The 25,972-nt window shown below is 63.5% G+C and carries 23 protein-coding genes; 10 read left to right on the top strand and 13 right to left on the bottom strand.

What is annotated here, in order from left to right; translation table 11 throughout:
- Positions 1-15 precede the first annotated feature (15 nt).
- On the bottom strand, positions 16-534 hold the full coding sequence (locus LMJ30_RS20455; RefSeq protein WP_371873070.1) for a lytic transglycosylase domain-containing protein: 519 nt from the start codon (positions 532-534) through the stop codon (positions 16-18).
- Positions 535-632: 98 nt separating this feature from the next.
- Positions 633-2,366: a proline--tRNA ligase gene (locus tag LMJ30_RS20450; protein ID WP_229434410.1), complete on the bottom strand. Its 1,734-nt coding sequence runs from the start codon at positions 2,364-2,366 to the stop codon at positions 633-635.
- Between the two features lie 203 nt (positions 2,367-2,569).
- Between LMJ30_RS20450 and LMJ30_RS20445 the strand changes: the two genes are divergently transcribed.
- Complete coding sequence (locus LMJ30_RS20445; RefSeq protein ID WP_229434409.1) at positions 2,570-3,193, top strand: RNA pyrophosphohydrolase; 624 nt, start codon at positions 2,570-2,572, stop codon at positions 3,191-3,193.
- A gap of 114 nt (positions 3,194-3,307) precedes the next feature.
- Positions 3,308-3,733: a DUF1841 family protein gene (locus tag LMJ30_RS20440; protein ID WP_229434408.1), complete on the top strand. Its 426-nt coding sequence runs from the start codon at positions 3,308-3,310 to the stop codon at positions 3,731-3,733.
- Position 3,734: 1 nt separating this feature from the next.
- Here LMJ30_RS20440 and LMJ30_RS20435 read toward each other — a convergent pair whose 3' ends face one another.
- The 5 genes from LMJ30_RS20435 to LMJ30_RS20415 form a co-directional block, all read right to left on the bottom strand.
- Complete coding sequence (locus LMJ30_RS20435) at positions 3,735-5,201, bottom strand: amidohydrolase family protein (RefSeq protein WP_229434407.1); 1,467 nt, start codon at positions 5,199-5,201, stop codon at positions 3,735-3,737.
- A gap of 51 nt (positions 5,202-5,252) precedes the next feature.
- Positions 5,253-6,365: an AraC family transcriptional regulator gene (locus tag LMJ30_RS20430; RefSeq protein WP_229434406.1), complete on the bottom strand. Its 1,113-nt coding sequence runs from the start codon at positions 6,363-6,365 to the stop codon at positions 5,253-5,255.
- 43 nt (positions 6,366-6,408) lie between these two features.
- Positions 6,409-7,929: a SulP family inorganic anion transporter gene (locus LMJ30_RS20425; RefSeq protein ID WP_267869736.1), complete on the bottom strand. Its 1,521-nt coding sequence runs from the start codon at positions 7,927-7,929 to the stop codon at positions 6,409-6,411.
- Between the two features lie 111 nt (positions 7,930-8,040).
- The gene (locus tag LMJ30_RS20420) at positions 8,041-8,382 is read right to left on the bottom strand and encodes a c-type cytochrome (protein ID WP_229434405.1); all 342 of its coding nucleotides are present in this window, start codon (positions 8,380-8,382) and stop codon (positions 8,041-8,043) included.
- Positions 8,383-8,392: 10 nt separating this feature from the next.
- Complete coding sequence (locus LMJ30_RS20415) at positions 8,393-8,725, bottom strand: c-type cytochrome (RefSeq protein WP_229434404.1); 333 nt, start codon at positions 8,723-8,725, stop codon at positions 8,393-8,395.
- A 286-nt stretch (positions 8,726-9,011) separates the two neighbouring features.
- On the opposite strand from LMJ30_RS20415, the gene LMJ30_RS20410 reads away from it, so the two are divergent.
- From LMJ30_RS20410 to LMJ30_RS20390, 5 genes are all read left to right on the top strand, one after another.
- On the top strand, positions 9,012-9,875 hold the full coding sequence (locus LMJ30_RS20410) for an AAA family ATPase (protein WP_229434403.1): 864 nt from the start codon (positions 9,012-9,014) through the stop codon (positions 9,873-9,875).
- Entirely contained in the window at positions 9,875-10,468 is a 594-nt protein-coding gene (locus tag LMJ30_RS20405; RefSeq protein WP_229434402.1) for a GNAT family N-acetyltransferase, read from the top strand. The genes LMJ30_RS20410 and LMJ30_RS20405 overlap by 1 nt, the downstream gene beginning before the upstream one ends.
- Complete coding sequence (locus LMJ30_RS20400; protein WP_229434401.1) at positions 10,462-11,631, top strand: vWA domain-containing protein; 1,170 nt, start codon at positions 10,462-10,464, stop codon at positions 11,629-11,631. The genes LMJ30_RS20405 and LMJ30_RS20400 overlap by 7 nt, the downstream gene beginning before the upstream one ends.
- A gap of 138 nt (positions 11,632-11,769) precedes the next feature.
- Positions 11,770-12,948: a cation:proton antiporter gene (locus LMJ30_RS20395; RefSeq protein WP_229434400.1), complete on the top strand. Its 1,179-nt coding sequence runs from the start codon at positions 11,770-11,772 to the stop codon at positions 12,946-12,948.
- A 1-nt stretch (position 12,949) separates the two neighbouring features.
- Complete coding sequence (locus tag LMJ30_RS20390; protein ID WP_229434399.1) at positions 12,950-14,068, top strand: YbdK family carboxylate-amine ligase; 1,119 nt, start codon at positions 12,950-12,952, stop codon at positions 14,066-14,068.
- A gap of 51 nt (positions 14,069-14,119) precedes the next feature.
- Here LMJ30_RS20390 and LMJ30_RS20385 read toward each other — a convergent pair whose 3' ends face one another.
- Together LMJ30_RS20385 and LMJ30_RS20380 are read right to left on the bottom strand one after the other, a co-directional pair.
- Positions 14,120-15,184, bottom strand: a complete 1,065-nt coding sequence (locus tag LMJ30_RS20385) for a gamma-glutamyl-gamma-aminobutyrate hydrolase family protein (protein WP_229434398.1) — start codon at positions 15,182-15,184, stop codon at positions 14,120-14,122.
- A gap of 54 nt (positions 15,185-15,238) precedes the next feature.
- Positions 15,239-16,066: a response regulator gene (locus LMJ30_RS20380; protein ID WP_229434397.1), complete on the bottom strand. Its 828-nt coding sequence runs from the start codon at positions 16,064-16,066 to the stop codon at positions 15,239-15,241.
- A gap of 183 nt (positions 16,067-16,249) precedes the next feature.
- On the opposite strand from LMJ30_RS20380, the gene LMJ30_RS20375 reads away from it, so the two are divergent.
- Together LMJ30_RS20375 and parC are read left to right on the top strand one after the other, a co-directional pair.
- Positions 16,250-18,244 (top strand): DNA topoisomerase IV subunit B, encoded by a 1,995-nt coding sequence (locus LMJ30_RS20375; RefSeq protein ID WP_229434396.1) that lies wholly within the window; start codon positions 16,250-16,252, stop codon positions 18,242-18,244.
- A 130-nt stretch (positions 18,245-18,374) separates the two neighbouring features.
- Positions 18,375-20,705 carry a DNA topoisomerase IV subunit A gene (gene parC, locus LMJ30_RS20370; RefSeq protein WP_229434395.1) on the top strand — a complete coding sequence of 777 codons (2,331 nt, stop codon included), beginning with the start codon at positions 18,375-18,377 and terminating at the stop codon, positions 20,703-20,705.
- Between the two features lie 145 nt (positions 20,706-20,850).
- Here the strand turns inward: parC and LMJ30_RS20365 are convergent, their stop codons facing one another.
- The 3 genes from LMJ30_RS20365 to LMJ30_RS20355 all read right to left on the bottom strand — a co-directional run bounded on the left by LMJ30_RS20365 (position 20,851) and on the right by LMJ30_RS20355 (position 24,198).
- Positions 20,851-21,354 (bottom strand): hypothetical protein, encoded by a 504-nt coding sequence (locus LMJ30_RS20365; RefSeq protein ID WP_229434394.1) that lies wholly within the window; start codon positions 21,352-21,354, stop codon positions 20,851-20,853.
- A gap of 169 nt (positions 21,355-21,523) precedes the next feature.
- Positions 21,524-22,942, bottom strand: coding sequence for an IgA Peptidase M64 (locus LMJ30_RS20360; protein ID WP_229434393.1), 1,419 nt, complete (start codon positions 22,940-22,942; stop codon positions 21,524-21,526).
- Positions 22,943-22,950: 8 nt separating this feature from the next.
- On the bottom strand, positions 22,951-24,198 hold the full coding sequence (locus tag LMJ30_RS20355; protein WP_229434392.1) for a cyanophycinase: 1,248 nt from the start codon (positions 24,196-24,198) through the stop codon (positions 22,951-22,953).
- 175 nt (positions 24,199-24,373) lie between these two features.
- Between LMJ30_RS20355 and LMJ30_RS20350 the strand changes: the two genes are divergently transcribed.
- Positions 24,374-25,492 carry a succinylglutamate desuccinylase/aspartoacylase family protein gene (locus LMJ30_RS20350; RefSeq protein WP_229434391.1) on the top strand — a complete coding sequence of 373 codons (1,119 nt, stop codon included), beginning with the start codon at positions 24,374-24,376 and terminating at the stop codon, positions 25,490-25,492.
- 1 nt (position 25,493) lies between these two features.
- On the opposite strand, the gene LMJ30_RS20345 is transcribed toward LMJ30_RS20350, so the two are convergent.
- The gene (locus LMJ30_RS20345; RefSeq protein WP_229434390.1) at positions 25,494-25,919 is read right to left on the bottom strand and encodes a GNAT family N-acetyltransferase; all 426 of its coding nucleotides are present in this window, start codon (positions 25,917-25,919) and stop codon (positions 25,494-25,496) included.
- Between the last annotated feature and the right edge of the window lie 53 nt (positions 25,920-25,972).

Genomic DNA, 25,972 nt, shown 5'->3' with positions numbered 1-25,972 from the left:
CTTATGTTTGTTGAGTTATTCGTGGAATTCCCACTTCTTCCATGCGCCGAGCACCGCGTTCGGGTACTTCGGCTTCCCGCGGCTGCCGTTGTAGCGGCCCAGCGCCAGGTACAGGTTGCCCTTCTCCATATCGATGTACATCCGCAGGATCGAGCAGCCGTAGCGCAGGTTGGTCTGCATGTGGAAAAGTTTGCTGCGGTCGTTGTCGCCGATGACCTTCGCCCAGAACGGCATCACCTGCATGTAGCCGCGCGCGCCGACCATCGATACCGCGTACTTGCGGTAGGCCGATTCAACCTGGATCAGCCCGAGCACAAGGCCAGGGTCGAGCCCTGCCCTGCTCGATTCGTACCAGGCCGCTTCGAGGAACTCGGTGCGCGACTGCTCATCGGGGATCTTGCGCTTGAGGCGCTCGGACATCGTTGCCAGCCAGCGCTGGTAGCGCTGGCGCGACGCTTCGTCGCGGAACACGGGCTTGGGCGGCCGCGCGTCCTTGATGGCGTTGGCAAGCGCAAGGCGAACCGAGTCCGCCATCGCTTCTTCTTTCTGGTTGCCCGCCTGAGCCACGCTGGCGCAGGCGAGCAGCACCACCAGCGCGGTGCCGGCGATGCGCCTTGCGCTTGCCCTGCTTTTCACTGGGCGAGTTTGCCCTTGATGAAGTCCACCATGCCGGAGGCCGGCACTGCGGTCGCTTCGGTATCGCGGCGGCCCTGGTATTCCAGGTTGCCTTCCTTCAGGCCACGCTCGCCGATCACAACGCGGTGCGGCACGCCGATCAGCTCCCAGTCGGCGAACATGGCGCCGGGACGCAGGCCGCGGTCGTCGATGATGACGTCGACTCCGGCTTCCTGCAGCGACGCATACAGCTTGTCGGTTTCTTCCTTGACCATCTCGCTGCGGTCGTAGCCCATCGGGCACAGGACCAGTTCGAACGGCGCGATCGAGGTCGGCCAGATGATGCCCTTGTCGTCGAAGTTCTGCTCGATCGCCGCGCCCAGGATGCGGGTTACGCCGATGCCGTAGCAGCCCATCTGCAGCGGTGCAGGCTTGCCGTTTTCGTCGAGGAAGGTGGCCTTCATCGCTTCCGAGTAGGCGGTACCGAGCTGGAACACGTGGCCCACTTCGATGCCGCGTTCGATCGCCAGCACGCCTTTGCCGTCCGGCGAAGCGTCGCCTTCGACCACGTTGCGCAGGTCGGCCACTTCTGGTTCGAGCGCGTCGCGGCCCCAGTTGGCGCCGGTCAGGTGGTAACCCTCTTCGTTGGCGCCGCAGACGAAGTCCGTCATGTTGGCGACCGTGCGGTCGGCCACCACGCGGACCGGCTGCTGGGTGCCGACCGGGCCGAGGTAGCCAGGGACGGTGCCGTAGGCTTCGCGGATTTCGTCTTCGGTGGCGAAGCGGTGGTTCGACAGGCCCGGTACTTTGCCGACCTTGATTTCGTTGAGCTCATGGTCGCCGCGCAGCAGCAGGAGCCAGTTCTCTTTGGTGACCTTGCCTTCGAGCTCGCGTTCGACGGTCAGCGCGATCGACTTGACGGTCTGCTTCAGGTCGATCTTGAGCAGTTCGGCCACGGTTTCGCACTTGGTGGTGTTCGGGGTCGCCACCTTGGCCATGTCCTGCTTAGGCGCTGCGCGCTCGGCAGCCAGCGGCAGCGCTTCTGCCGCTTCCATGTTGGCCGCGTAGTCGGAGGTCGGGCAGTAGACGATGGCATCTTCGCCGGTGCTGGCGATGACGTGGAATTCATGCGAGCCGGTGCCGCCGATGGCGCCGTTGTCGGCAGCGACTGCGCGGAACTTCAGGCCGAAGCGGGTGAAAATGGCGGTGTACGCGTCGTACATGATCTTGTACGACGCCTGCATGCCGGCCAGGTCGCGGTCGAACGAGTAGGCGTCCTTCATGGTGAATTCGCGGCCGCGCATCAGGCCGAAGCGCGGACGGCGCTCGTCGCGGAACTTGGTCTGGATATGGTAGAAGTTCAGCGGCAGCTGGCGGTACGACTTGATCTCGCCGCGCACGACGTCGGTGATCACTTCTTCCGAGGTCGGCTGGATGGCGAATTCGCGGCCGTGGCGGTCTTTCACGCGCATCAGCTCAGGGCCCATTTTTTCCCAGCGGCCAGTTTCCTGCCACAGTTCGGCTGGCTGGACGAGCGGCATCAGCAGTTCGATGGCGCCAGCCTTGTTCATTTCTTCCCGGATAATCGCTTCGACCTTGCGGATCACGCGCAGACCGGTCGGCATGTAAGTATAGATGCCGGAACCGAGTCGTTTGATCATCCCGGCGCGCATCATCAGCTGGTGGCTGACGATTTCGGCGTCGGAAGGCGCATCTTTAAGAGTTGAAATAAAAAAACGGGAGGCACGCATATGGATGAATTCTTTTTAAAAAGAGAGAGTTATAATCAACCTAATTTTAAAGGATTAGCTGGCCGATGCGACCATTCTTTATACAAACAGGCCCGTTTGATGTGGGATCCGCCGTTTTCGCGCTGCGAAAACCGGGTGGATGCCCGGATATGTGGGTAAAAATGTAAGAAGGCGCCCGGCCGCAGAAAGTTTCGAGGTGCACTATGCTCGATCGTGAAGGGTTCCGCCCCAACGTCGGCATCATCCTGCTCAACGCCCAGAACGAGGTGTGGTGGGGCAAGCGGGTGCGCGAGCACTCGTGGCAATTCCCGCAAGGGGGCATTAAATACGGCGAAACGCCGGAACAGGCGATGTACCGCGAGCTGGAGGAAGAAATCGGTTTGCGCCAGGAGCATGTCAAAATCGTGGGGCGCACCCGCGATTGGCTGCGCTATGAAGTTCCGGACCATTTCATCAAGCGCGAGATTCGCGGGCATTACCGTGGGCAGAAACAGATCTGGTTCCTGCTCCGCATGGTCGCGCGCGACAATGAAGTGAACCTGCGCCTGACCGACCACCCGGAGTTCGACGCCTGGCGCTGGCATGATTACTGGGTGCCGCTCGATGTCGTGATTGAGTTCAAGCGCGACGTCTACCAGCGGGCATTGCAGGAACTATCACGCTTCCTGTCCTGGCCGGCGCATGCCGGGCAGGAACGCCGGCATACGCCCCGCTATTTGCGCCAGCCGCATCCGCAACGCAGCCAGCAGGCTGCGGCGCCGTCCGTGGCGGCCGAGCCACAGCGGGTTGCTGAGCAGCAGCTGGTGTTGGTGCCAGGAAAGAGCTAGGGCACGCTCATTCCCGCGAATGCGGGAATCCATGGCGCCCGCGCACATCGGTTATGGATTCCCGCCTCCGCGGGAATGATGTTTTGCGGCGTGGACACGCGGTACAATACGCGCATGTTCACCCCGTCCTCCCATGATGTGCGGCGCTTCTTTTGCGAAGCGTTCCGCAAGCAGCGCGCTGGCGAAGTCCTGACCCCGATGGATGCCATCGCGGCCGACTGGATTGCCATGCATCCCGAATACGCCGACGTCCTGGCTGACGCCGACAGCGCGATCGCGCGCGACTATTCCGTGGAAGGCGGCCAGCCGAACCCGTTTTTGCACCTGTCGATGCACCTGTCGATTGCCGAACAGGTGTCGATCGACCAGCCTCCCGGCATCCGCGCCGCCCACAACGCGCTGGTACAGCGGCTGGGCGAGCATGATGCGCACCACCAGATCATGGAATGCCTGGGCGAGATGATCTGGACCTCGCAGCGCAACGGCACCCCGCCGGATACCGCCGCCTACATCGACTGCCTGCGCAAGCGCGCGGGCTAGCCTAGTTGCCGGCCGCAAGGCTGGCGCGCTCGACTTCCTTACCGCCAATCCACACAGTCACGATGTTGTCGTAGGCCGCCAGGTCCTGCAGCGGCGACATTTTCATCAGCAGCAGGTTGGCCTTCTTACCCTTTTCGATCGTGCCTACCTCTGCGTCAAGCCGGAAGGTGCGGGCGTTATTGATGGTCGCCGCGCGGAACACCTGCTCCAGCGACAGTCCCGCTTGGTGCAGGCGGCGCATCTCCAGATAGCCGTTGAGCCCCGGCAGGTTGCCGTAGGTCGGCGACGACGGCGTATCGCTCCCGAACGTAAAGTTGGCATCCTTGCTGGCCAGGTAGGCGAGCACCATTTTCTGGCGCCGCAACGGCGCCTCGAATCCCAGTAATGCGTCGGCGTCGGATTCCCCCTCAGCGACCTCTTCCTTGAACCACTTGCCTTCGGGAGTTGCAAACCAGTCGGCAAGTGCGGCGGGCACTACTTTCCGCACAGCGGGATCGTTCAGGTAAGCAGGGTTGAGATAGGCCAACATTCCGTACAGCACCTGCATGGTCGGCTGATAGCCGATGCGCCTTGCGACGATCTGGTCGAGCAGCGCCCGGATCTCGGCGGGCAGCTCCTTGCTCGCATTGTGAGGTCCCCAATGCCACATGCCATGCGCCAGCACATCGGCATTGCCCCGGACCGCGAACGATTGGGCCTCAAACGAGTTGCCGTGGGTGACCAGGACCAGTCCATTCTTCACGGCAGCCGATTTAACGTCGGCAAAAACGCGGTCACTCATCACCGGAAGCTTGCGATTTGCGCCGAAACCGCGCTCATAATGCGTCTTCACACATTTACCGCCGCCTTTGGCGACGCGCGCAACGCCAGCTTCGGGCGTGTGATCCGCAGGCGTGAAGCGCTTCGGTATCGCCGCCGCCTGCGCCGGGTCGTAGATGAAGTTGCCGAACATCTCAAACCGCTCGACCGGCGCGATCCATGACATCGGGTAGCCGTTGGCGTACACCAGCGGCTCACCGCAATGGACGACGTCCGGGTGCAGCGGCGCACGGTTGAAGTTATCGATCACGGCCCGGTCCGAGACAGCCAGGTCGATCACCGTCGTATAGCCATAATAGAGGTAGGATCGCGGCATTTGCCGGTAGTAGGCTTCAACAATGCCTTTGTGGCGCTTTACATGGTCGAAGCTCATGCCTGGCACGCCGAACAGGTGGACGTGAGAGTCGATCAGGCCGGGCGTCAGGTAGTAGCCTTTGCCGTCGACCTTGCGGACGCCTGGCGGAACTGCCCTGGCCGGGCCGCGCTCGACAGCGGCGATGATCCCGTCCCTGACCAGCACGCTGCCTGGACCAACCCGGCCGGGTTGTTCAGGCGAGACGAGGTTGACGTTGGTAATCCACAGCGTCTCGGCAGCGGCAGCGGTAGACAGGAGCAGGGCGCCTGCGGCGATCAATAGTCGGGTTTTCATCAGGGTTCCAATCAGCGTGAAGTGGGCTAGAAGTAGACCCAGTGTCAGCTTTCAGCCCCCGGATTGCGTCGCAAATGATGATTCGGCACGCCGGAACTCGCTGGGCGTCATGCCCGTATGCTTCTTGAACGCCCGGTTGAGGGCGCTTTTGCTAGCGAACCCTGCGGCCATCGCCAGGTCGAGGATCGTCGCGTCCGCATTCGCGGGCGACAGCAAGGAAAGCTTTAGCGCCTCGACCCGGTAGCGGTTCAGGTAGTCCTGGAAGTTGACGCCGCATGCCTCGTTGATCAGCTGGGACAGTTCGTGGCCAGTCATCGCGAGCTCGGCCGCGAGTTCGTCCAGCTTCAGCTCGCCATTCCGGTACAACTCGCGCTGCTCCATGCTGTGCGTTAATTTCGCCAGGAACCCTGAACGCGCCTCCTCCGGCATCAGACTGTTGGCATAACGGGGCTTGGGCATCGGCTCCGGCTGCGGACGGTACCCGAGCGGCAGGCGGATGGCCAGGAAAGCGGTCGCGTAAACAAAGCACAGCAGCGCCAGCGCGCCAACCGCATCGGCCGAGATGGCCATCGGCACATCGGCAAATTCCATTGCAAGAGCTGCAACACTGAGAACGCCCCCGACCAGCCATACAATCAGCAGGCGCCGCAGTCCATGGACGAGCGGCCCGGCGTCGATCTTTTTTACCAGCAGGTGACTTGCGCGGATATAGCCCAGGAAAAAGGCCAACTTGGCGACCGCGGCCACGGCGAGATACCACGGCGGACCTGTACGCCCCAGCATCCACGCCAGCTTGGCTTCGGCGGGCTGCAGGTAGAAAGGCAGCAGGGCCAGCGTCGCGATGGCAAACGGGGCAATATGGACCAGCTGGCGGCGGCCCAGCGGACGGTCGAACAGCATGCTGCCAAGATAAAGGTAAAGCAGCGGACCTGCCAGCAGGCCGAGCGTCGCCACCGCCAGCGCGCTATGCGGATACGCAAGGTACAGGCCATTGGCGCCCAGCCAGGCATGGCCGATGATCGCGGCGCATACCAGCAGCAAGGCCGCCAGCAAGCGGTTGGCGCCGCGCACGGCCGGCTGGCCCGACAGCAGCAGCGCCGCGGCCAGGAACAGGCCCTGGCCGATAGCCATCAGGAATAACAGGGACAGGATCGAGTTTGGCACGCCGGTTGCATGAATCACAAGTAAGGCGTGCAGTGTGCCTCAGTCAGCCAAGCTTGTCATCGGCAATGTGGTAGCGCGGGTCTTCCAGCACGTTGACTTCGATCATGCCTTTTGCGTTCCCCAGCACCTCGCGGCAGTCCGGGCTCAGGTGGCGCAGGTGCAGCCGCTTGCCGGCCTGGCGATAGCGTTCGGCCAGGGCATCGATGGCCTGGATGGCCGAATGGTCGACTACCCTCGCCTTGCGGAACTCGATCACCACATCCTGCGGATCTTCCTTCGGCGAGAACAGTTGCCCGAAACCGGCCACCGACGCGAAGAACAGCGAGCCTTCCAGCTCGTACACCTTCCAGCCATTCGCGTCAGTTGATACGGTGGCGCGCACCTGTTTTGCATGCTCCCATGCAAACACCAAAGCCGACACGATGACGCCCGTAATGACCGCGATGGCGAGATCGAACACAAGCGTCACCACCGCCACCAGCAGCCCGACGAAGATGTCGGCCCTCGGCACCTTGCCGAACAGGCGGAAGCTGCCCCACTCAAAGGTCTTCTGGCACACCACGAACATCACGCCGATCAGCGCCGCCAGCGGAATGCGCTCGATCCAGGCCGAGCCGAACAGGATGAAGGCCATCAGGAACACCGCGGTGGCGATGCCGGACAGGCGCCCGGTCGCGCCGCTGTTCACGTTGATCATGCTCTGGCCGATCATCGCGCAGCCGCCCATGCCGCCGAACAGGCCGGTGACGACGTTGGCGGCGCCCTGCGCCATGCTCTCGCGGTTCGGCTGGCCGCGGGTGTCGGTGATCTCATCGATCAGCGTCAGGGTCAGCAGCGATTCGATCAGGCCGACCGCCGCCAGCACCAGCGCATAGGGGAAGATGATCGCCACGGTCTCCCAGGTGAGCGGAACCTGCGGCAGGTGGAATGACGGGAAGCCCCCCTTGATCGAGCCGAGGTCGCCCACCGTCTTGGTATCGATGCCGGCAAACGCCACCAGCGCCGACACGGCCAGGATGCCCACCAGCGTCGACGGCACCGCCCTGGTCAGGCGCGGGAACAGGTAGATGATCGCCATCGTCAGGGCCGCGAGGCCGAGCATGGTGTACAGCGGCGCGCCCGTCATCCACTGCTGCACGCCGTCGGCGCCGGCGACCTTGAAGTGCCCGAACTGCGCGATAAAGATCACCATTGCCAGGCCGTTGACGAAGCCGAGCATCACCGGGTACGGCACCATGCGGATGAATTTACCCAGGCGCGCCGCGGCAAACAGCAGCTGCAGGATGCCCATCAGGACGACGGTGGCGAACAGGTACTCGACCCCGTGCGCTACCACCAGCGCCACCATGACAACGGCCAGCGCGCCGGTCGCGCCCGAGATCATGCCGGGACGGCCGCCAAACGCGGAAGTGATGAAGGCCACCAGGACCGCGGCGTACAGGCCGGTCAGCGGGGACACGTGGGCGACCAGCGCGAAGGCAATCGCTTCGGGCACCATCGCCAGGGCGACGGTCAGGCCGCTGAGCAGGTTGGTTTTGGTGTCGCGGAGATCAAAGGCAGGCAAGGCATGCTCCAGTGCGGGCGTAAAGACGCCGCAGGAATAAAAAAATCCTTTCGAACCGGCCCGTGGCGCCGGCTGAAAGGATTTTTCAGGTCATCCGAAGATGACGGGGAATTAACGCTTGAGGACGAGGCCCGATGGCAGGCTGTGCAGGTAAGCTGCGATGTCGGCCATGTCGGCGTTCGACAGTGGCTGGACCTGGCCGGTCATGATTGGGTTGTTGCGGCCGTGAGGACCCGCGCCGCGCTTGTAAGCAACCAATGCCTGCTTCAGGTAGTCGGCGTGCTGGCCGGCCAGCTTTGGATAGCTAGGATCGATTGGCTTGTTGTAGTCCGCGCCGTGGCAGGCTGCGCAGTTGTATTTCTTGGCCAGGGCTTCACCGTTGGCGACGTTGCCAGCGGCGACAGCGCTCATGGACATCGCGCCGAAGAACAGGGCTGCAATCATTTTTTTCATGGTTCTGTCCTTATTTCTTCGCGGTTTGTGCGGTCTGCTGCGAGTAGTACGCGGCCACGTCAGCAATTTCCTGGTCGCTCATCGACGCTGCGATACCGCGCATCGACGGGTGCTTGCGCTCGCCCTTTTTGTAAGCATTCAGCGCGTTTTCGATGTACTTGGCCGACTGGCCGCCAATCATCGGAACGGAATAAACTTCAGGGAAAGTCGCTTTGTAGCCAGGAATGCCGTGGCAGCCGATGCACATGTCGACCTTGGCGGCCTTGGCGTTGGCGACGACGTCAGCCGCTGCAGCAACATTGGCGATGCTGGCGAACATGAGCAGTGCGAAGAATTTTTTCATGGTGGCGATGGTAAGTGGTAATCGGGTACCGCACGTGCAAAAACAACATCTTTCGCACTATCAACCTGCGATTCTAACCCAAACACTGGACGATCGTCCACATTCGCGGAGCGAGGGGCTGCGGTCTGGACAACACCGCCAACGTCGTTCCCACGCAGGTGGGAACCTGTTCGCCGCACCTTCGGACACGCAGGACGGGTTCCCGCTTTCGCGGGAACGGCGGCCAGGGGAGCAGGCGTCCATTCTGGAATATACTTGAATTAATCAAACCTACCGCTCCAATCCCATGCACGCACCGCATCAGCAAAACCGTTTCGAAGGCACCGAGAGCTATGTCGCCACCGACGACCTGAAACTGGCAGTGAACGCCTCCCTCACCCTGCAGCGCCCCCTGTTGATCAAGGGTGAGCCTGGCACCGGCAAGACCATGCTGGCCGAAGAAGTGGCGCAGGCGCTGAACATGCCGCTGATGCAGTGGCACATCAAGTCCACCACCAAGGCCCAGCAAGGCCTGTACGAGTACGACGCCGTGTCGCGCCTGCGCGACTCGCAGCTGGGCGACGAGCGCGTGCGCGACATCCACAACTACATCGTCAAGGGCGTGCTGTGGCAGGCGTTCACCTCGCCCGAACCCGTGGTGCTCTTGATCGACGAAATCGACAAGGCGGACATCGAGTTCCCCAACGACCTGCTGCGCGAGCTGGACCGGATGGAGTTCTACGTCTACGAGACGCGCGAAATGGTCGTCGCCAGGCACCGTCCGCTGGTGATCATCACCTCCAACAACGAGAAGGAGCTGCCGGACGCCTTCCTGCGCCGCTGCTTCTTCCATTACATTAAATTCCCGGACAAGGACACGATGGAGCAGATCGTCCAGGTCCACTACCCGAGCCTGAAGCAGGACCTGCTGGCCGCCGCGCTGCAGACCTTCTACCAGCTGCGCGACGTGCCTGGCCTGAAGAAGAAGCCGTCGACCTCCGAGTTCCTCGACTGGCTCAAGCTGCTGCTGGCCGAAGACATCCCTCCCGAAGCGCTGCGCAACCCGGATGCGAAAGCCGCGGTGCCGCCGCTGCATGGCGCGCTGCTCAAGAACGAGCAGGACGTGCACCTGTTCGAACGCCTTGTGTATATGTCGAGGACCAACCGCTGATGATCCAGGTCGACGCGATCGCGCTTGAATTCAACGGCATCCGCCTTGAGCCTCTGATGCTCGGCCACGCCGACGGGCTGCGCGCTGCCGCCAGCGACGGCGAGCTGTGGAACATACGCGTCACCTCGGTGCCGGAGCCGCACAACGTCGAACCCTACATCCTGAAGGCGCTGGAAATGCCGGACCGGATTGCGTTTGCGGTGATCGATATCGCCAGCGGCGCGGTCATCGGCACCACCAGCTACCACGACATCGTACCGGCGATTGGGCGCGTCGAAATCGGCTGGACCTGGTACGCAAAGAGCCGCCAGCGCAGCCACGTCAACACCAGCTGCAAGCTGCTGCTGTTGTCGCACGCTTTCGACACGCTTGGCTGCGCCGTGGTGGGCCTGCGCACCGATAACTTCAACCATGCGTCGCAGGCCGCGATCGAACGGCTCGGCGCCAAGATGGACGGCGTCATACGCCACCACCACCCGCGCCGCGACGGCACCGTACGCGACACCGTCATGTACAGCATTGTGCGCGGCGAGTGGCCCGAGGTGAAATCGCACCTGCATGACAAGCTGCAGCAGCACCCTTCCCCATGCTGATCGACTTCTTCTTTACCCTGAAGGACGCCAGGATACCGGTGACCATCAAGGAGTTCCTGACCCTGCTCGAAGCGATGGAGAAAAGCGTCATCGCGCCGTCGATGGACGACTTCTACTATCTCTCGCGGCTGACCCTGGTGAAGGACGAGGCCAACTTCGACAAGTTCGACCGCGCCTTCGCCCAGTACTTCAAGGGCGTGCAGGCCGCCTTCGAGGGCAACAAGGCGATTCCGCTCGACTGGCTGCTCAAGCGGATGGAGCGCGAGCTGACCGATGAACAAAGGTCGCAGCTCGAAAAATTCGGGTACGACAAGCTGATGGACCGCCTGAACGAACTGCTCAAGGAGCAGAAGGAGCGCCATGAGGGCGGCAGCAAGTGGATTGGCACCGGCGGCACTTCGCCGTTCGGCAATGGCGGCACCAACCCCGAAGGCGTCCGCATCGGCGGCTCCGGCCGCAACCGTACCGCCGTCAAGGTGTGGGAGCAGCGCAGCTACCGCGACTACGACGCCGAACGCGAACTGGGCACCCGCAACATCAAGGTCGCACTGCGCCGCCTGCGCAAGTTCGCGCGCGAAGGGCTGGACGAGGAACTGGCGCTGGACGCCACCATCCGCGCCACCGCCAGCAACGCGGGCTACCTCGACATCAAGATGCAGCCCGAGCGCAAAAACAAGATCAAGGTGCTGATGCTGCTCGACGTGGGCGGCAGCATGGACGACCACATCGAACGCACCGAAGAACTGTTTTCGGCGGCGCGCACGGAATTCAAGAACATGGAGTTCTTCTACTTCCATAACTGCGTCTACGACTACCTGTGGAAGAACAACCGGCGCCGCAGCAGCGAGCGTTTTCCGACCTGGGACATCCTGCGCAAGTACCCGCCCGACACCAAGCTGATTTTCGTCGGGGACGCAACGATGAGTCCCTACGAAATCCTGCAGCCGGGCGGATCGATCGAGTACAACAATGAAGAAGCCGGCGCCGAATGGCTGGCGCGCTTCTGCAATGCTTTCCCCAAGTTCGTCTGGCTGAACCCGGAACCGGAAGCATCGTGGCATTACCGTCAGTCAATTTCGGTGATTCTCCAGATCATGAACAACCGGATGTTCCCGCTGACAATTGAAGGGCTGGAGCGGGCGATGCGGCTGCTCAGCAAGTAAACGGCGGGTGCGCGCTTTGCGCTTACCCGCCCTACATAAAAGGTCCACGGCAAGTTGCGCAACTCGAATCGTGCGCACCCCACAGTCTTGTAAAATCGGCAAGCGCCAAAACCGCGCTACGAACTCAACAAGGACACCATGCCGGAACTGCTCACGATCCTCACCAACCTGTCCTGGCCGGTCGCCATCTGCCTGGCCTGGCTGGCCGGGGAATTCGGGCACCGCCTCACCGGCCTGCCGAAAATCACCTTCTACGGAATCGTCGGCTTCATCCTTGCCAGCTCCCAGGTGGGCGTGCTGCCAGTACGTGGCGACGGCCCGGTGCTGCTGCTTGCCGATGTCGCTTTCGGGCTGATCCTGTGCGAGCTGGGCTACCGCATCAACCTGCGCTGGCTGCGCACCAATCCCTGGTTCGGCGTGGCCGGCCTGGCCGAAGCCGCCCTCACCTTCGTCGCCGTGTACTTCATCGCCATGGCGTTCGGCAGCTCGGTCATGGCCGCGATGATGCTCGCCTCGCTGGCGATGTCCACCTCCCCCGCAACGGTCCTCCTGGTCGTCAATGAGCTGCGCAGCTCAGGGCAGGTAACCGAGCGGGTGCTGCACCTGTCCGCCCTGAACTGCGTGCTGGCGGTGTTCACCTTCAATATCATCGTCGGCTTCTGGATCTTCAACACCTCCGACGACATCGGCGACGCGATCCTGAGCAGCATGGCCGCGCTGGCGATATCGGCCGCCACTGGCGCCTTCTTCGGCGTCGCCGTGCCCGCGCTGCTGCGCCGCCTCGGCAACGTGTCGCAAGACGCGACTGTCGCTTTCGCGCTGGCCGTGATTTTGCTGGTGACGATCAGCTACACGGCGCAGTTGTCGCCGGTGGTCGCCACGCTGGTGTTCGGCCTCACCGCGCGCCACCGCCGCATTGCCTTCAGCCAGGCGCAAAGGAATTTCGGCGCGCTCGGTGAACTGCTGACGGTGCTGCTGTTCGTCTACGCCGCTTCGCTGCTCGACTGGCGCGACATCGCCGCCGGCGGTGCGCTGGCGCTCGCCGTCGTGGCCGTCCGCCTGGCCACCAAAACGCTGGGCGTGGCCGCGTTCTCGCACTTGTCCGGCATCTCATGGAAAAAGGGCGTGCTGACGGGGCTCGCGCTGGCGCCGGCGTCGGTGTTCGTGATCCTGCTGCTTGAGCATGCGCGCCAGCGCGGCGTGCACGTTGCGGGAGAACTGACGGCCATGGCGGCGGTCATCATCATGCTCGAAATACTTGGCCCGATCATCGTCCAGCGCGCGCTGATGGTGGCCAAGGAAGCACCGGAGTCCTGACATGCTTGAACCCTTCGCACAATCCGAACCGCTCACCTTTGGCGTGGAGCTTGAACTGCAGCTGGTCAGCCTGGCCGACTTCGACCTCAACGCCTCCAGCCCAGACCTGCTGCACCTGCTGGCGCGCAAACCCTTCCCCGGAAACGTGACGCCCGAGATCACCGAGAGCATGATCGAGATTAACTCGAGCGTGCACTCGCGCCACGGACCGCTGCTCGATGAACTGCTGGAGATCCGGGACACGCTGGTGGCAGCGGCCGACCAGCTCAATATCGGGCTGGCGGGCGGCGGCACCCACCCGTTCCAGCACTGGTCCGAGCGGCGCATCTTTCCCAAGCAGCGCTTCCAGGAACTGTCGTCGCTGTATGGCTACCTGGCCAAGCAGTTCACGGTATTCGGGCAGCACGTGCACATTGGCTGCGCGTCGGGCGACGACGCGATGTTCTTGCTGCACTCGCTAAACCGGTACATCCCCCACTTCATCGCGCTGTCGGCGTCGTCGCCCTTCGTGCAGGGGCACGACAGCCTGTTCGACTCGGCGCGGCTCAACTCCGTGTTCGCCTTCCCGATGAGCGGGCGCGCGCCGTTCACGCTGTCGTGGGACGATTTCGCCAACGTCTATTTCGCCAAGATGGAAGCGACCGGCATCATCAAGAGCATGAAGGACTTTTACTGGGACGTGCGGCCCAAGCCGGAGTACGGCACCATCGAGCTGCGCGTGTGCGACACGCCGCTGACGGTGGAGCGCGCGGCCGCGCTGGCCGGGTACCTGCAGGCGCTGTGCCGGCATTTGCTGGAGCGGCGCGAAGAGACGCCGGCCGAGGACGACTACCTGGTGTATAACTTCAACCGCTTCCAGGCATGCAGGTTCGGGTTGGACGGCGCGATCACGCATCCGAAGACGTATGAAACGATGTCGCTGCGCGAGGATATTTTGACCACCTTGCGCAGGATGGAGCCGCACGGCGAAGCGCTGGGGAGCATGGACGCGCTGAGGCATCTGGCGCAGGTGGTGCAGGAAGGCGGGGACGCCACCTACCTGCGACGCCAGTTCGACGAACAGGGAAGCGCCGAGGGCATGGTCGACGCGGCCATCCGGCAGTTCAGGGGGCAGCGCTAAACCCGCTTCCGTAGGGCGGATAAGTCCGCAGGACGCATCCGCCCTGCAAAATCACAGCCGCGTTTCGCGCGCGGCGCGCAAGAACTCGTCGAGGATCGGCGTACAGTCAAGCAGGTCCACCCCGCCCGCGCGGTGGAATTCGGGGTGCCACTGCAGCCCCATCACAAAGTCCGCCCGCTGGTACCGGATCGCTTCCACGATCCCGTCCGGGTCCGACATCGCCTCCACCGTGATATCGCGCCCCAGGTCCTTTACGGCCTGGTGGTGGATCGAATTGACCACCGGCCGCTGCACCCTCGGGAACATCTGCGCCAGCGAGGACCCCGGCGGGAACACCACTTCGTGCCGGTGCGCGTCATAGTCGCTGTGCACGTGCGCGCGCGCGTCCGGCACATTGGTCTCGACGTCCTGGTACAGCGTGCCGCCGAAGGCCACGTTGATCAGCTGGCAGCCGCGGCAGATGCCCAGCACCGGTTTGCCCGCGTCGACGAATTCGTGCAGCAGTTCGAGCTCGTACAGGTCGCGCGCGCGGTCGCCGCTCCACTCGGGCCGCGTGGGCGTCTCGGAATAGGTTTGCGGCGAGACGTCCGCGCCGCCCTGCAGCACCAGTCCGTCCAGGTGGCGCGCGTAGTGGCGCAAGGTGATATTGCTGGGGTGGAGAAGGCCGTTGGTGTTCACCGTCGGGATCATGAACACCAGCACGTCGCGCGACATGACCCACTGCGCGATCGACTCTTCAAGATATTGCAGGTTCTTGCTGCGCAGGCCAGTGGACCCCGGCTCCGGATGGAAGATGCGCGCCGAGACGCCGATGCGCAGGGTGCGCCGCATGAAGTTGCGGCTGACCTTGTCGCGCATGGCGCGCCAGCGCGACCCCAGCACGCGGCGCGCGAGCGCCAGCGGGGTGTCGCCCTCGCGCTGGTAGCGCGGAGCCGCGTCATGGGGGTCGGCGCGGTCGGCAGCGCGCCCTGGCGAGCGCCGGTCAGGGATCCTGGCCGCGGGCTGGCCGGGCTCTGGCGGGGGCGCGACGCGCCGTTCGGGCCTCAGTTCGGGTGACTGGCCGCTGTCCCGGTCGGCCTGGTGATCAGGTGGATGGGGCTTGTCTGTATCTGGCATGCCTCAACTATAGCCCGGACGGGCCCGCGCACGATTAAATTTGCCTTAATCGCCTCAGGCCGGCAGCGAGAGCAGCCGTTGCAGGGCACCGACTAGCGCGCGGTCGGGGATCGGCTTGTCGAGCAGGCCGCGCACCCCGCAGGCGCGCGCGCGCGCGCTGTCGTAGGGATAGCTGCAGCTGACCATCAGCACCACGGCGATGCGCGCGCCGGTATCCTGGCGTTTGATCGCGCTGCACAGCTGATAGGGGTCGATGCCGGTGGCGGCCGTATTAACCATCACGACCGACACCGGCGTTTCATCGCACAGGCGCAGCGCGGCGGGCGCGCTGTCGGTCCATTCGACACCCATGCCGCGCGTGGCCACCAGCCGCGCCACGTGGTCGCGGAAGGCGGCGCCCTTGTCGATGATGAGGACCGCCCCGCAGGAGGGCGATTTGCGCCGCATGATGTATTCGGATGGATCGGTCAGGTCGAGGTCGAGCCGGGGACTGCGGCGGCGCTCGGGGATGAAAGGAAGGCCGCTGGCCATGATGCGGGCCATCGCTTCGGCGCGGCGCGTGACCAGCGCGGCCATCACCATGAACAGCTTTTCCGCTGTGACGGGGCGCGCGATCTGGGGCAAGCCGAGTTCGGCCGGGCACTGGCCCACCACCAGCGCCGGGTGCAGCTCGGCCATGCCATTGGCGGGCAGCGCGGCCAGCGCCTGGACGTCGTCGCCGCTGGCGATGGTCAGGTCAGGCTCCTGCAGGCTGTCGTCGAGCAGGCAGAAGTAAGCCGGCCCGGCGGGCGGCGCCTGGGCCAGGCAAGCCGCGATGCTGGCGTGCTCCAGGGGCGAAAACCCGGCCAGCCGCACCGCAAACGGATATTTTTTCTCGTGCATATTTATAAACACATCAAAACATCGCGCCTTCGCTGCCGGCGATATCGTTCGAATCTAACCACATTCGTGTAGGCTGGCAAGCACTTCATTGACGCCAAATTCCCATCTTTTGCCCCCCGACAAGATAGAATGCGCAAGCTAGCAACATGACGAATTCGAATTACCTCTTCAGCCTGACCAAGTATGGCCACTAAAAAACCTGCATCCGACTACAGCGAATCATCCATCCGGGTCCTGAAAGGACTCGAACCTGTCAAACAGCGTCCGGGCATGTACACCCGGACCGAAAATCCGCTGCACATCATCCAGGAAGTGATCGACAACGCCTCGGACGAAGCGCTTGGCGGGCACTGCAAGAACATCTCGGTGACGCAAAACGCCGATGGATCGATCACGGTGGAAGACGACGGCCGCGGCATCCCGGTTGGACTGCACCCGGAAGAAAACGTGCCGACGGTGGAAATCGTGTTTACGCGCCTGCACGCGGGCGGCAAGTTCGACAAGGGCTCGGGCGGCGCCTACGCGTTCTCGGGCGGCCTGCACGGCGTCGGCGTCTCGGTCACCAACGCGCTGTCGAAGCGCCTGGAGATCACCGTCTGGCGCAAGGAGCCGGACGGCACCGGCATGCACAAGCTGGCGTTCGAACACGGCGACGTGGTCGAGCCGCTATCGTCCATCCCCGCGCCGCGCGACGGCAAAAAGTCCGGGACCCGCGTGACCGCCTGGCCGGACGCGAAGTACTTCGACTCGCCGGAGATCTCCAAGGTCGAGCTGCAGCGCCTGCTGCGCTCGAAAGCCGTGCTGCTGCCGGGCGTGACGGTCACGCTGACCAACGCCAAGACCGGCGACGTCCAGACCTGGAAGTACGACGAAGGCCTGCGCGGCTACCTCAACGAGATGCTGGCGCAGGGCAGCGGCGAACCGCTGATCCCGGTATTCGAAGGCGCCCAGTACTCGAACGGCGAAACCGACGGCTTTGCCGAAGGCGAAGGCGCGGCGTGGGTGGTGGCGTGGACCGAAGAAGGCGCGGTGGTGCGCGAATCGTATGTCAACCTGATCCCGACGCCGAATGGCGGCACCCACGAATCGGGCCTGCGCGACGGCCTGTATGGCGCGGTCAAGAACTTCGTCGAGATGCACTCGCTGCTGCCGAAGGGCGTCAAGCTGCTGCCGGAAGACGTGTTTGCGCGCACCTCCTTCGTGCTGTCGGCAAAAGTGCTCGACCCGCAGTTCCAGGGCCAGATCAAGGAACGCCTGAACTCGCGCGACGCGGTGCGCCTCGTCTCGACCTTCACCAAGCCGCCGCTCGAGCTGTGGCTGAACCAGCACGTCGACTACGGCAAGAAGCTGGCCGACCTGGTCATCAAGCAGGCCCAGTCGCGCCTGCGCTCGCTGCAAAAAGTAGAGAAGAAGAAATCCTCCGGCGTGGCGGTGCTGCCAGGCAAGCTGACCGACTGCGAATCGTCGGACATTACCCGCAACGAACTGTTCCTGGTCGAGGGCGACTCGGCGGGCGGCTCGGCCAAGATGGGCCGCGACAAGGAATTCCAGGCCATTTTGCCGCTGCGCGGCAAGGTGCTGAACTCCTGGGAAACCGACCGCGACCGCCTGTTTGCCAACAACGAAATCCACGACATTGCCGTGGCAATCGGCGTTGACCCGCACTCGCACTCGGACAGCCCGGACCTGTCGGGCCTGCGCTACGGCAAGATCTGCATCCTGTCGGATGCGGACGTGGACGGCTCGCACATCCAGGTACTGCTGCTGACCTTGTTCTTCAAGCACTTCCCTGCCCTGTTCCACCACGGCCACATCTGCGTGGCCCGTCCGCCGCTGTACCGGGTGGACGCGCCGGCGCGCGGCAAGAAGCCGATCCAGAAGCTGTACGCGCTCGACGACGGCGAGCTGGTCGCGATCGAAGACAAGCTGATGAAAGACGGGTTGAAGGAAGGCGCCTGGAGCATCTCGCGCTTCAAGGGCCTGGGCGAGATGAACGCGGAACAACTCTGGGAAACCACGATGAACCCGGACACCCGCCGCCTGCTGCCGGTATCGCTGGGCGACTTCGACCAGGGCGAAGCCGCCGCGCGCTTCAACATGCTGATGGGCAAAGGCGAAGCCGCCGCCCGCCGCGCCTGGATCGAAGAGCACGGCAACGAAACCGAAGCCGACATCTGATTCCCACAATCGGGGCGACAACCATTGCCCGAATGTTTCCAAAATCGGGGTCAGACCACCGACAAATGGAAAGATTTCAAAAAACCGGTGGTCTGACCCCGATTTTGGCAATAAAAACTGAGTTAGAACTATGACTAGTCAAGCAAACCTTTTTGAACAAGCGACCGTCCCGGAGGGCGATGTCGAGACCCTGACGCTGTCGACCTTCGCCGAACGCGCCTATCTCGATTACGCCGTCTCCGTCGTCAAGGGCCGCGCGCTGCCGGATGTGACCGACGGCCAGAAGCCGGTCCAGCGCCGCATCCTGTATCAGATGAATGAGCTGGGCCTGGCCGCCAACGCCAAGCCGCGCAAGTCCGCCGCCGTCGTCGGCGATGTGATGGGTAAGCTGCACCCGCATGGCGACCAGTCGATCTATGATGCGCTGGTGCGCATGGCGCAGGACTTTTCGCTGCGTTATCCGCTGATCGATGGCCAGGGTAACTTCGGCTCGCGCGACGGCGACGGCGCGGCGGCGATGCGCTACACCGAAGCGCGCTTGTCGCCCATCGCCAAGCTGCTGCTCGACGAGATCGACCAGGGCACCGTCGACTTCCAGTCCAACTACGATGGCCAGCACAAGGAGCCTAAGGCGCTGCCGGCTCGCTTGCCGATGGTGCTGCTGAACGGCGCTTCGGGCATCGCGGTCGGCCTGGCTACCGAAATCCCTTCGCATAACCTGGGCGAGGTGGCGCAGGCCGCCGTTGCCATGATCAGGAATCCCAAGATCACGCACGCGGAACTGATGGCCTTCATTCCCGGCCCTGACTTCCCGGGCGGCGGCCAGATCATTACCCCGCCGTCGCAGATCGCCGAGATGTATGGCAGCGGCCGCGGTTCGATGAAGGTGCGCGCGCGCTGGAAGATCGAGGAGCTGGCGCGCGGCCAGTGGCAGGCGGTCGTCAACGAACTGCCGCCGGGCTGCTCGTCGCAGAAGGTGCTCGAGGAGATCGAGGAGCTGACCAACCCGAAGGTCAAGATGGGCAAGAAGGCGCTGTCGCCGGAACAGCTGGCGCTCAAGCAGCTGATCCTCGGCTCGCTCGACACCATCCGCGATGAATCGGGCCGCAACGCGCCGGTGCGCCTGGTGTTCGAGCCGAAGTCGAAGAACCAGGACCAGACCGAATTCATGCTGATGCTGCTGGCGCATACGTCGCTGGAGTCGTCGAATTCGATGAACCTGGTGATGATCGGCGGCGATGGCCGCCCGCGCCAGAAGGGCATCTCGGACATCCTGCAGGAGTGGATCGACTTCCGCTTCGCGACCGTCCGCCGCCGCACCGAATTCAGGCTGGGCAAGGTCGATGACCGCATCCATATCCTGGAAGGCCGCGAAGCGGTCCTGCTAAACATCGACAAGGTGATCCACATCATCCGCAATTCGGACGAGCCGAAGGCCGCGCTGATCGCGGAGTTCCGCCTGTCCGACCGCCAGGCCGAGGATATCCTCGAGATCCGCCTGCGCCAGCTGGCCCGCCTCGAGACCATCAAGATCCAGCAGGAGCTGGCCGAGCTGCGCAAGGAAAAAGGCACGCTGCAGGACATCCTCGACAATCCGGCGACGATGAAGCGCCTGATCATCAAGGAGATCGAGTCCGACGCCAAGCAATTCGGCGATGCGCGCCGCACGCTGATCGAGGAAGCGCAGAAGGCGGTCGTCGAGCAGAAGGTGGTCGACGAGCCAGTCACGGTCATCATCTCGGAAAAAGGCTGGGTGCGCGCGCGTACCGGCATCGGGCACGAAACCGCGCAGTTCACCTTCAAGGCGGGCGACTCGCTGTACGGCGCGTTCGAGTGCCGCACTGTCGATACCCTGCTCGCCTTCGGCGATAACGGCAAGATCTATTCGGTGCCGGTGGCGGCCCTGCCTGGCGCGCGCGGCGATGGCGTGCCGATCACCACGCTGGCCGACCTGTCGGGCGGCGCGGGCGGACGCCCGGTGCGGATCCTGCATTACTTCGCCGGCCCGGCGACGACGAGGCTGATGCTGGCGTCGAACGCGGGTTACGGCTTTATCGCGCAGGCCGGGGATATGGTCAGCCGGCTCAAGGGCGGCAAGGCATTCATCACCCTGGACGACGGCGCGCTGCCGCTGCCGCCGAAGGTGGTTGCGGAGAATGCGAGCGCGGTCGCGTGCCTGTCCGAAAAGGGCCGCCTGCTGGTGTTCGGCATGGATGAACTGAAGACGCTGTCGAACGGCGGCCGTGGCGTGACCTTGATGGAGCTGGAGGACAAGGAGAAGCTGCTCGCTGTTCAGCCGATTACCCAGAAGGGTGTGATCGTGAGCGGCATCTGGGCGACCAAGCCGCGCGAAGTGCCATTGAACGCGACGGGCCTCGCGCCGCACATCGGCAAGCGCGCACGCAAGGGCAAGCCGCTGGTGGCCAAGGTGAAGGTGCAGGACCTCAAGGCCAACGCATAAACAGTCAAATCGGCGGATGCGCTGGCGCTTATCCGCCCTACGAAAAACTGGTTCTGGCCGTAGGGCGGATAAGCGAAGCGCATCCGCCGAATTGACGTAAAAAAGGACAGGCACCGCCTGTCCTTTTTCATTCCAGCGCCAGCGCTTACTTGCTTGCGGCTTTCTTGATATCCGCGGCAGCTTCCGCTTTCGCTTCGGCGGTCTTGGCCGCAGCGATCGCCTTCTCTTCAGCTGCTTCAACGGCGACCTTCTCCGCCTTTGCATCCGCCTTGATCATTTTCTTTTCCGCGGTCAGGTTGGCGTCGGCCATTTTCTTCTCGGCCTTGGCTTCTGCCTTCAGGCGGTCTTCCGGATCGGCTTCCGCGACGTTTTCACGCGCGTCGGCGTGCTTCTTCAGCGCCTTCGATTTGGCTTCAGCCTTCTTCTCGGTCGCTTTGGCGCCAGCCTTGGTGATTTTCTCGTCAGCTTTGGCAACCGCCTTGGCTTCCTTCTCCTGCGCCTTGGCGACGTCCTTCATCGCTTCGTGCTCCGCCTTGACGACTTCCTTGGTTGCAGGGACCGTGGTCGTGGTGGTGGTCGTTGCGGTGGTCTGTGCGAATGCCGAGGTGGCGAACAGGCCTGCGATCAGGGTTGCGAGTACTTTATTCATGGTGGGACCTCTTCTTGTAGTAGTGGATGGGACGAGTCCAGAATAGGCACTGCTCAGCAATGGGTCTGTACGTTGGCGCACTGAGGATGTAACTGTTGTAAGTACCGAAAAACGGCTAAAAAAAAGGCGCCCCGAAAGCCGGGACGCCCGCCGTTATCGGATGCGCTGCTTATTTAGCGATACCCGGCCGCGAGTACAAATCGATGATTTCGGCCACGCCGTCGCTGCAGGCGTTACAGAATTTTTCACTTCGGTCGAACATCAGGCACTGCATTTCGGCGCGGTAGAAGCCCTTGGCTTCGTAATTGGCCCCTTCAAACGCGCCCACCACATGGCGGTTGGGCGATGCGGCAAACAGCTTGTCGTTGAAGCGTAGGTCTTCGCGGAACAGCGCGCTCATCTCGGACTCCGGACGATTCGCTTCGCGCAGGGCGGCGCGGCGCTTCTGGTAAGCGCGCGAGGCTTCTTCGAATTCGGCCTTCGGCCAGGCCGTCGGCAGCGGCGTGCCGTCCTTGACGTGCTTCTTCCACTTCAGCTTTGACGGGTCGCGCAGCGCGGTGACATTAGGCTCCCACGGCTCCATCCGCGCGCCGGTCGACTGGTAGGACACCGGCGAGGTGTAGTACTCGTCGGCCAGGCCGGCGAAGTGGTGGCCGAACTCGTGGACGAACAGGTAGTTGGCCCAGTCGTTGCCTGCCGCCGCGGTGCTGAACTGCCCGAAAATGCCGCCGCCGCCATAGGTTTCGTTGTTGACCAAAATTTCGATGAACTCGTACGGCGCGTGCTGGGCGATGTCGCGCAGCGCGCGGTTGTCGAGCGTGAGCACATAGCGCTCGCTGCCGAAAATGTCGTAGCGCGTGCCCAGCGCCGACGGGTTGTGCACGCCGGTCGATGGGCGGGTGATGCCGGATTTTTCGGTCGGTACGGCCAGCGCCCAGACATTGAAGTCCTTTGCACGCTCCTTGAAAGGCGAGACCGTGAACAGGTAGTCGGCCAGGCGGCGGGCGTCGGCTTCGAACTTCTTCATGTCGCGCGCCGTGTAGCCGTCACCCATCACCAGCAGGTCGACCTTTTGCGGCGACGGACCGTTGACGCGGATCGGGATCGGTTTGGCAGGTGCGGCGGCCTGCTTCTTGACGACTTCCTGCGCGTCCGGGTCGACGTCGACGCTCCACACCACCGAGAACTCGTTGCGCTCGTCGCGCTTGAGGATGCGCACCCGCACCGGCTTGGCAAACTTCGGGAAGCGTACCGACTCCTGGAAGCCGCGGTTCATGCGGTTGGCTTCCTCGGTGGTGCGCCATTCGCCGAAGATGGTGGAGAATCCGCGCGAGTAAAGCAGGTCGCCGGTTTTGGCGTCGACCACTTCGACCCGGTTCTGGCCGCGGTTGGTGTTGTCGAGGGCTTGCGAGAGGTCGCCGGGCCAGGCCAGCGGCTCGATGACGACCTGCTCAAGCGCGTACTGGTCGTGCAGCGCGTTACCGCTGTGGAGATAGTCGACGCGAACGGTCTCCGGTTGCTGGGCGCAGGCAGCGCCTGCGGCAAATACAAGCGCGGCCGCGCACAGGCGGCTCAGGGAAAACAACATGGCAGGTCCTAGCGGGCGTTGGATTGTGCAGCATTGTAATCCTGACTGCTCCCGTTGCGGTACTGGTACATGGGCTGGCGCACGGCGATCGGACGGATGTCCAGGCGCAGCTTGTAGATCGAGTAGGCGTCGGTGACCGGCGACTGGTAGCCGACGCTTTCGCGCACCCGGCTTAAGCGAAATTCGAAGCCGAGGTCCGATTGCTTGTCGAAGGGGCTGCTCATGGCGACGCCGATGGCGTCCAGCTGGTCGCTGTCGATCAGCTTTGCCATCAGGTCGACCACCGCGCTGTTGGCGAGGATGTCGGCGGTGAACAGCGGACCGTTGTAGTAAGGCCGCGAGGGATTGAGCTTGCCTTCGGCCTTGTCGCGCGCCGGGGTGATGGCGCCGGTGGCCAGGTGGAATCGGTCGCCGTTATCGAGGTAGCTGAGCTTGACGTTGCTGACGTTGAATTCACCCTTCTGCGACGTGGCTTCGCTCATATCGAGCAGCAGCGCGCCGCGGTAGCCCAGCACTTCGACCTCGCGGTCGGCGCCGACCACCATCGCGGTGTTTTCGTCGATGCCCAGGCCTAGCTTGTAGCCTTTCTTGAGCATCGCCGGCAGCATGCGCGCAAAGCGCCCGCGTATCAACAGGTGCTGGTCGACGAAGACATCGTCGCCAATGAAGCCGAGTCCCGGTGCGATCTCATTACCCTCGGCCACGCCCTGCCTGAGCGTGGAGAGCACGGTGTCGACCTTGTAGAACATGGTGCTGCTCATGATCGCCGCGCCGGCGCTGGTGCCGGCGATGACGCCGCCGCGCCGGTACATGTCCCACAGCGCGTCGAGCACCCTGGTATTGCTGCCGTCCGGACGCCGCAGCGCGCTGGTGATGCGGGCCTGGTCGCCGCCGGCAAAGTAGGCGCCGCCCGCATTGCGGATGGCGTCCGCCAGTTGCGCGTCGTCGGCGGCTGCCAGCGAATCGCGGCCGACCGGCACGACGAAGGCCCGGGCGCCGTAGCTGTTGAGGCGCGCCGCATTGACGTCGCCCGCTTTCGCCGGGTTGTACGACGCCGCGCCAAACACCGCGATGCGCGCGCCCTGGCCGCCGGCCAGCTGGACGACGCGCGACCACACGGCCGCGTTATCGCCACGCAGCCCGCCGCCGATGATCACAAGCGAGCCCTTGGGCGCCGGAACCTGCGCCGCATGGCACTGCGCGCCCACCAGGAGCGCGATCAGCAGCACTGCATCCCTGAACACGCGATAGAACATCTGACTACCTTTCAGGCGGGTCGGTTCATATAAAGAAGAATACCCGCAAGCAATTCCGAAGATATTGCTGACCATCAACACATTCCGGGCCGCGTGCAGCCGGGCGAGATGTTTGTATAAGATTAATAGATAATTAGGACGGGGACTGTTAGGTACAACACAATCAGGCACGACAATGCACGCACAAACGCATCCAATTTCGATCCAGGACAGCAGCGCTTATTTCCGGCTCACGAGCTTTCATTTCGGCACGCCCGGACAGGGCAAGAAGGTCTACATCCAGGCCGGGTTGCATGCCGACGAAGTGCCAGGCATGCTGGTCGCGCAGTTCCTGCGCAAGGAACTGGCCGCCCTTGAGGAAGCAGGCAAACTCAGGGGAGAGGTGATTTTGGTGCCGGCCGCCAATCCGGTCGGCTTGTCGCAGGCGATCCATGGCGCGCCGTTCGGCCGCTTTGACCTGTACACCGGTACGAATTTCAACCGCGCCTACAAGCATGTGGCCGACGACCTGAAAGCGTCGCTCGCAGGTTTGCTGGGCAGCGATGCCGCCGCCAACGTCGAGCTGGTCCGCGAGCATGCGCGCAAATCCGTTGCCCAATGGAAGCCTGCCACTGACACCGAGGCCCTCAAAAAGATCCTGCTATCGATGGCGATCGACGCCGATATCGTGCTGGACCTGCATTGCGACACTGAATCGGTGGTGCACATTTACACCGGCACGCCGCTGGCCGATGCGGTGCGCCCGCTGGCGGCGATCATGGGCGCGCACGCGGTGCTGCTGGCGCTGCAGGCCGGCGGCGAGCCCTTCGATGAAGCGTGCAGCCGGCTGTGGTGGGATCTGGCGGCCCACTTCGGCCCGGCCTTCCCGCTTCCGCCTTCCTGCGTGGCCACCACTGTCGAGCTGCGCGGAGAGGCCGACGTCAGCTATGCGCTGGCCGGGCAGGATGCGCGCGGCTTGCTGCAATACCTCGCGCATGAAGGTGTGCTCGACCAGGATGCCGGGCAGTTGCCGGCGCCGCTGTGCGCGCCGACGCCGCTCGAAGGCGTCGAGCCGATCGATGCGCCGCATGCGGGCGTGGTGGTATTTCTGAAGTCCCCGGGGGATAAAGTAGAGGCTGGCGACGCGGTCGCCGACCTGGTCGATGCGGTGAGTGGCGAGACCACCACCTTGCGCTGCACGGTGAAAGGCGTGTTCTTCGCCCGCAGCGTGCACCGCCACGTGCTGCGCGGCATGACAGTCGGCAAGGTTGCCGGCCCGGTCGCCTTCCGTACCGGCTCATTGCTGAGCCAGTAGCTCAGGACACGTAGATATTCGGGAAGTATCGCTCCAGCATCGTTTCAGGGTGCTGGGGCGAGGCGAATCCGAACTCTTCGAACAGGCCGTGCCCATTGGCGGTGGCCACGCTCAGGCGGCGCAGGCCCTGCAGGCTGGGATGCGCCAGCAGGGTTTCCATCAGCGCCCTGGCGTAGCCGCGGCCACGGTATTCGGGCACGACGAACAGGTCGTCGATGCTGCCGAAGGTGGCGTAATCGGTGACCACCCGGGCGAACGCCACCTGGCGGCCGTCAACGTAGCCGCCAAAGCACAGCGAGTTTTCAATCGCGCGGTCGACCACGGCGCGCGGAATGCCGACCGCCCAGGTCGACTGCTCGCTCAGGAAACGGTAGATGAGGGGAACGTCGAGTTCCGATCGGTCGGTACTGATTTGCAAGGCGGACATGGCAATGGCACCCAACGAAAAAATCCAATTCTACCGTCGAATGGCAAGAAGCG

This window comes from Massilia agrisoli (assembly GCF_020831365.1).
Classification (GTDB): Bacteria; Pseudomonadota; Gammaproteobacteria; order Burkholderiales; family Burkholderiaceae_D; genus Telluria_A; species Telluria_A agrisoli.
This window is presented reverse-complemented; position numbering and strand designations above follow the sequence as displayed.